This is a genomic window from Thomasclavelia sp., from assembly GCF_017889095.1.
Taxonomy (GTDB): Bacteria; Bacillota_I; Bacilli_A; order Erysipelotrichales; family Coprobacillaceae; genus Thomasclavelia.
In genome coordinates this window covers 1-5,954 of record NZ_JAGHEW010000091.1, presented here as the reverse complement: position 1 = coordinate 5,954, position 5,954 = coordinate 1, and the positions used below count along the sequence as shown (strand labels likewise).

Below are 5,954 nucleotides of genomic sequence, written 5' to 3'. Positions count from 1 at the left end.
GGTAAAGGAACTAATCAGCGGTTCAAGAAAGATTCGTTTTATTGGTATCAAAATGTAATTGCAACTAATGGTAGTGATTTATAAAGGTATTCAAGTAATTTGAATATCTTTTTTGTTTTCCGTATATTCGAATTATGTTATTCATAATTACGAATAACATAAAAAATATTTTATTTTTTCCTAAATTAATATTGACTCCAATGAAAATAATTAGCTATAATAAAATTATACAAAATAACGAATTAGATACGTATATACGAATAAAATCATAAGGGGCAAAATAATGAAATTAAATCGAACTTTATTAAGAGCTATTGAAATTTTAGACTTAGTTTCTAAAAATAAAGATGGTTATAGCTTAGCTGAGCTAACAAGACTCCTAGATTCTCCTAAGTCTAGTGTTTTTGATATTGTCAAAACACTAGTTTTTAAAAATATGCTTTATGAAGATAATCAAGCTGGAGTTACTAAATATAAAATTGGGTTACAGTCTTTTTTAATCGGTAGTAGTTTTATTAATGATATCGATATTGTAAATATAGCTAAAAATGATTTGATTGAATTAGCTGATAAAATGCAGGCAACGACATTTATGGCAGTATTAGATGATTTCAAAGTAACTTATATCTACAAATATGAATCTAAACATAGTGTTATTACTACGGCTAACATTGGAACAAGGAATCCTTTGCATAGTACCGGTTTAGGTAAAGTGCTATTAGCGTATTCAAGTGAGGATGTTTTAAAAGATGCTATGAAAACTATGGCGTATGAACCAATAACTGATTATACTATTACCTCACCAGAAAAGCTTATTGATGAATTAAAAAAAGTTCGACAGTTGGGTTATGCAATTGATAATCGGGAAAATGCTAGTTATCAATACTGCGTGGCAGCACCAGTTAGAAATCATGATGGCAAAGTAATAGCGGCAATAAGTTGTGTCGGATTATATGAAAATCAGATTGATTTAAGCAGTTTAGGAAAGATCGTCAAAGTATATGGAGAAAAAATTTCTAAAAAAATGGGATATAAAGAAGGTGATGAAAAGATATGGAAATGACATTTCGCTGGTATGGAAAAGATGATTCGGTAACTTTAGCCAACATTCGCCAAATTCCTAATATTACGGGAGTTGTAAGTGCTATTTATGATATTGCAGTTGGCCAGGAGTGGCCCTTAAAGCGAATCGAAGAGTTAGTCGCTGAAGTCAATAAGTATGATTTAAAATTAGAAGTAATTGAAAGTGTTCCGGTTCATGAAGATATTAAATTAAAACGAGGTGCTTATCAAACATACATTGATAATTATAAACAAACTATTCGTAATTTAGCTAAATGTGGAATTAAATGCATTTGTTATAATTTTATGCCAGTTTTTGATTGGACTAGATCATCAGTTGATCATCTTTTAGCTGATGGATCACAAACTTTGGTTTACTATAAAAATGAAATTGAAAAACTTGATCCCACTAAACTGGCATTACCAGGCTGGGATGCTTCGTATCAATTAGAAGAAGTAAATGAGTTAATGGAAGCTTATCGAAAACTAGGTGAAGAAGGATTATGGGATAATTTAGAATATTTCGTTAAACAAATCATGCCAGTAGCTAAAGAATGTAATATCAAAATGGCGATTCATCCTGATGATCCACCATGGCCAATCTTTAACCTGCCAAGAATTATTACTAATCAAAAAAATATCGATCGTTTTTTATCATTATATGATGATAGCTGCCATGGAATAACATTATGTAGTGGTTCTTTAGGTTGTAGTTTAGATAACGATGTTGTTGCTTTAATTAATAGATATGGTAAACAAAAGCGAATTCATTTCGCTCATCTTCGCAATGTTAAAATATTGACTGATGGTTCTTTTGAAGAAACTGCTCATTTATCAAAATGTGGTTCTTTAGATATGGCAGCAATCATTAAAGCATTAATCGAAGTAGATTTTGAAGGATATATTCGTCCTGATCATGGTCGGATGATTTGGAATGAACAAGGAAAACCGGGTTATGGTTTATATGATCGGGCTTTGGGGGCGATGTATCTTAGTGGAATTATTGATGGATTAAAATATAAATAGAAATTTTATCGGAGGGGAAAAATGTTAAAAAGTCAAAAATTAAGAGCAATTGCTCCAGAATTAGATCCATTAAGACTAGGAACAGGCTGGAAAGTTGAAGACTTATCAAAAGTACAAATTATAATTGAAAGTACATTTGGTGATAGTCATCCTGGTAGTGGTCATTTATTTGAATTAGTTGAAAAAGCTCGTCAAGGAGTTTTGGATGCTGGCGGTTTTGGTGCTCGTTATTTTACTACTGATATTTGCGATGGTGAAGCCCAAGGACATGACGGGATCAATTATTCGTTAGCTTCTCGTGACATGATTGCCAATATGATTGAAATTCATGCCAATGCTACGCCATTTGATGGTGGTGTATTTATTGCTAGCTGTGATAAAGGAATGCCAGCTCATTTGATGGGAATCGGACGTGTTAATATTCCTTCATTGGTAGTTGCTGGTGGAGTAATGGATGCCGGTGTAAATTTATTAACTTTAGAACAGATTGGAGCTTATAGCGCTATGTGTAAACGTGGCGAAATTAGTGAAGAAAAATTAGAATTTTATAAACAGCACGCTTGTCCAACGTGTGGCGCTTGTTCGTTTATGGGAACTGCTTCAACGATGCAAATTATGGCAGAAGCACTTGGTTTAGCTTTACCTGGAAGTACATTACTTCCAGCAATGAGTGATGATTTAAAAGAATATGCTTATAAAGCAGGTAAACAGGCAGTTTGGCTAGCAAAGCATGATTTAAAACCACGAGATATTGTTACGATGGAATCATTTGAAAATGCAATCATGGTCCATGCAGCCATCTCTGGTTCTACTAATTCATTATTGCACTTACCGGCAATCGCAAAAGAATTTGGAATTGAAATTGATGCGGATACTTTTGATCGTTTGCACCGCGGTGCTCATTATTTATTAGATATTCGACCAGCCGGTCGCTGGCCAGCTCAATTTTTCTATTATGCTGGTGGTGTTCCAATGATCATGGAACAAATAAAAAGTGTTTTACATCTAGATGTAATGACAGTAACGGGTAAGACATTAAAAGAAAATCTCGAAGAATTAAAACAAAATGGTTATTATGAAAAATGTTTTAGTAATTTAGAAAAATATGGAATTAATAGAGAAGATGTTATTCGCAGTTATGATAACGCTTTTGGAAAAGATGGCAGCATTGCTATTTTAAAAGGAAATTTAGCTCCTCAAGGTGCGGTTGTAAAACATACTGTAGTACCTAAAGAAATGTTTGAAGCTACTTTAGTTGCCCGACCTTTTGATTGTGAAGAAGATGCAATTGAAGCAATACTAACTCATCAAATTCAGCCTGGTGATGCTGTTTTTATCCGTTATGAAGGACCTAAAGGTTCTGGTATGCCAGAAATGTTTTATACTACTGAAGCAATCGCTTCTGATGCTACATTAGGAGCATCGATAGCTTTGATCACTGATGGGCGTTTTTCCGGGGCTTCTAAAGGTCCTGCTATTGGTCATGTTTCACCAGAAGCAGCCCAGGGTGGTCCGATTGCATTAGTTGAAGAAGGCGATTTGATTGAAATTAATATCCCTAAACGAATTTTACGGATCTGTGGTATTAATGGTAAAAAGATGAGTGAACCGGAAATTCAAGCTGTTTTAACAGAAAGAAAGAAACATTTGAAACCATTCGAATGTAAATATAAAAGTGGTGTATTAAAAACATTTAGTGAAAGAGCAGTATCACCAATGAAAGGTGGTTACATGAAATAATGAAATTTAATATGGGGGAAATATAAATGATGAAAAAATCCGATGTACTTACGAAATTAAAAAAACAAGGAATTGTAGCTGTAATTAGAGGTGAAAGTTTTACTGAAGGCTTAGAGGTTTCTAAAGCCTGTATTCAAGGAAACTTAAAAGCAATTGAAGTTGCCTATACTAATGCTAATGCTTCAAAAATCATCAAAGAATTAAAAGAAATATACCATTGTGACCAGGAAGTATTAATTGGTGCTGGAACTGTTTTGGATGATATCACGGCTAGAGAAGCAATTTTAGCGGGGGCTAATTATATTGTTTCACCTTCTTTTAATCAGTCAACAGCAATTTTATGTAATCGTTATGGCATTGCTTATATCCCTGGCTGCATGACAGTTACAGAAATTGTAACTGCAATGGAAGCTGGCAGTGAAATGGTTAAATTATTTCCTGGAAGTGTCTTTTCACCAAGCTATATTGGCGCAATTCGTTCACCATTGCCTCAAGTTTCGATCATGGTTACTGGCGGTGTTAATTTGGATAATTTAGATCAATGGTTTAAAGCTGGAGTTGACGCTATTGGTGTTGGCGGTGAATTAAATAAACTAGGAGCTAATGGAAAATATTTAGAAATTACAGAAATTGCGAAAAATTATGTAACAAAGGTAAATGAGGTTCGCTAAGATGAAAATTTTATGTATGGGAGAAACGCTATTACGTTATTCTACAAAAAAAGGACAACGAATATCTAGTTTAGCTTTTGATGTTCATGTTGGGGGCAGTGAAACTAACATTGCCGTTAATTTAGCTCAATATGGTTTTCAAACCTCGTTATTAACAAAATTACCGAATCATGCTTTAGGAGATGCCGTCATTTCTTTTTTAAGAAGTTATGGTGTAGATACGTCCTTAATTTTACGAAATGACATGCGTCTTGGCAGTTATTTTTTAGAAAACGGCAGTGGTAATCGTGCTAGTCAGGTTATTTATGATCGCAGTTTTAGTGCCATGACTTCATTTACATTAGAAGATATTGATTTAAATACCGTGTTTAAAGATATTGATGTCTTTATAGTTTCCGGCATTACTGTTGCTTTAAATCAAACTTTACAAGACGCTATTATTACGATGTGTAAATACTGTAATGATCATCATATTACTGTTGTTTATGATAGCAACTATCGCGCTAAACTTTGGTCAATAGCCAGGGCCGGGCAAGCATTAAAACAAATATTACCTTATGTTGATATTTTATCTGCTGGCGATCTTGATGCAAAAAACTTTTTAGGGATAACCAGTCAAGAAACTGATGAAAATAAAAAAATGGCAGAAATTTATAAAGAAATAAAAAAACAATATCCAAACATTAAATACCTCGTTTCTACAAAAAGAAAAATTATTTCAACAAGCATCAATGAACTGACGGGTTATTTATATGATGATTGTTTACATGTATCTAAAACATATCATATTGATGATATTGTCGATCGGGTTGGCGGTGGCGATGCTTTTATTTCTGGAGTGTTATATGGCTTGTTATCTAAAGGTGAGAGCGATTATGCTTTAGAATTTGGATGTTGTGCATCAGTTTTAAAACATACGATTCATGGTGATGCTAATAAATTTAGTATTCAAGAAATTGAAGATTTTATGAATCAAGGAACAGTTAAAATTAATCGTTAAGCAAAAGTATCTAGGTTTTTACTTAGATACTTTTAATTTATAAATATGACAATGATTATCTATGGAAAATGTAACATGAAAGTAGATTGTTTTTTTAAATTATCTTTTCTATAATATTATTAATAAAACAAGAAAGGAAGATGATCATGAAATTAGAAACAACTTATATTTGTGTAAGTGATATTAATAAATCATTAGATTTTTATCGTCAATTATTAAATCAAGAACCATTATATGTAAATGAAGATCGCTGGATAACTTTTGATTGTGGTAATTTTCTATCCCTTTATAATGCTAAATATGATCAAAAATTAATCAAAGAAAATAAAGAATGTTTCAACCAGGCTTATCTAGATGATTTTAGCGTAGATGAAAGACTTCAAAATAATATGGTGATTTTTAATTTTACTGTTTCAAATCTAAAAGCTGAATATCAGCGATTACAAGAACTAAAT

Annotated in this window: 6 protein-coding genes; all 6 read left to right on the top strand. The window is 32.6% G+C overall.

The features are described 5' to 3' along the window. Positions 1–283: 283 nt before the first annotated feature. Positions 284–1,063 (top strand): IclR family transcriptional regulator, encoded by a 780-nt coding sequence (locus J7M77_RS04260; protein WP_296876333.1) that lies wholly within the window; start codon positions 284–286, stop codon positions 1,061–1,063. Further along, positions 1,054–2,088 carry a mannonate dehydratase gene (gene uxuA, locus J7M77_RS04255; protein WP_296876331.1) on the top strand — a complete coding sequence of 345 codons (1,035 nt, stop codon included), beginning with the start codon at positions 1,054–1,056 and terminating at the stop codon, positions 2,086–2,088. The genes J7M77_RS04260 and uxuA overlap by 10 nt, the downstream gene beginning before the upstream one ends. A 21-nt stretch (positions 2,089–2,109) precedes the next feature. Further along, the gene (gene ilvD / locus J7M77_RS04250; RefSeq protein ID WP_296876329.1) at positions 2,110–3,828 is read left to right on the top strand and encodes a dihydroxy-acid dehydratase; all 1,719 of its coding nucleotides are present in this window, start codon (positions 2,110–2,112) and stop codon (positions 3,826–3,828) included. Positions 3,829–3,854: 26 nt separating this feature from the next. Then, complete coding sequence (locus tag J7M77_RS04245) at positions 3,855–4,499, top strand: bifunctional 4-hydroxy-2-oxoglutarate aldolase/2-dehydro-3-deoxy-phosphogluconate aldolase (protein ID WP_296876327.1); 645 nt, start codon at positions 3,855–3,857, stop codon at positions 4,497–4,499. 1 nt (position 4,500) lies between these two features. Continuing rightward, positions 4,501–5,499, top strand: a complete 999-nt coding sequence (locus J7M77_RS04240; RefSeq protein WP_296876325.1) for a sugar kinase — start codon at positions 4,501–4,503, stop codon at positions 5,497–5,499. A gap of 146 nt (positions 5,500–5,645) precedes the next feature. Continuing rightward, positions 5,646–5,954: VOC family protein (locus tag J7M77_RS04235; RefSeq protein ID WP_296876322.1), on the top strand; the 309-nt coding region annotated here is incomplete at its 3' end.

Coding starts and splice junctions, on each gene's coding strand:
- J7M77_RS04260 (WP_296876333.1), top strand. CDS start 284: ATGAAATTAAATCGAACTTTATTAAGAGCTATTGAAATTTTAGACTTA.
- J7M77_RS04240 (WP_296876325.1), top strand. CDS start 4,501: ATGAAAATTTTATGTATGGGAGAAACGCTATTACGTTATTCTACAAAA.
- ilvD (WP_296876329.1), top strand. CDS start 2,110: ATGTTAAAAAGTCAAAAATTAAGAGCAATTGCTCCAGAATTAGATCCA.
- uxuA (WP_296876331.1), top strand. CDS start 1,054: ATGGAAATGACATTTCGCTGGTATGGAAAAGATGATTCGGTAACTTTA.
- J7M77_RS04245 (WP_296876327.1), top strand. CDS start 3,855: ATGATGAAAAAATCCGATGTACTTACGAAATTAAAAAAACAAGGAATT.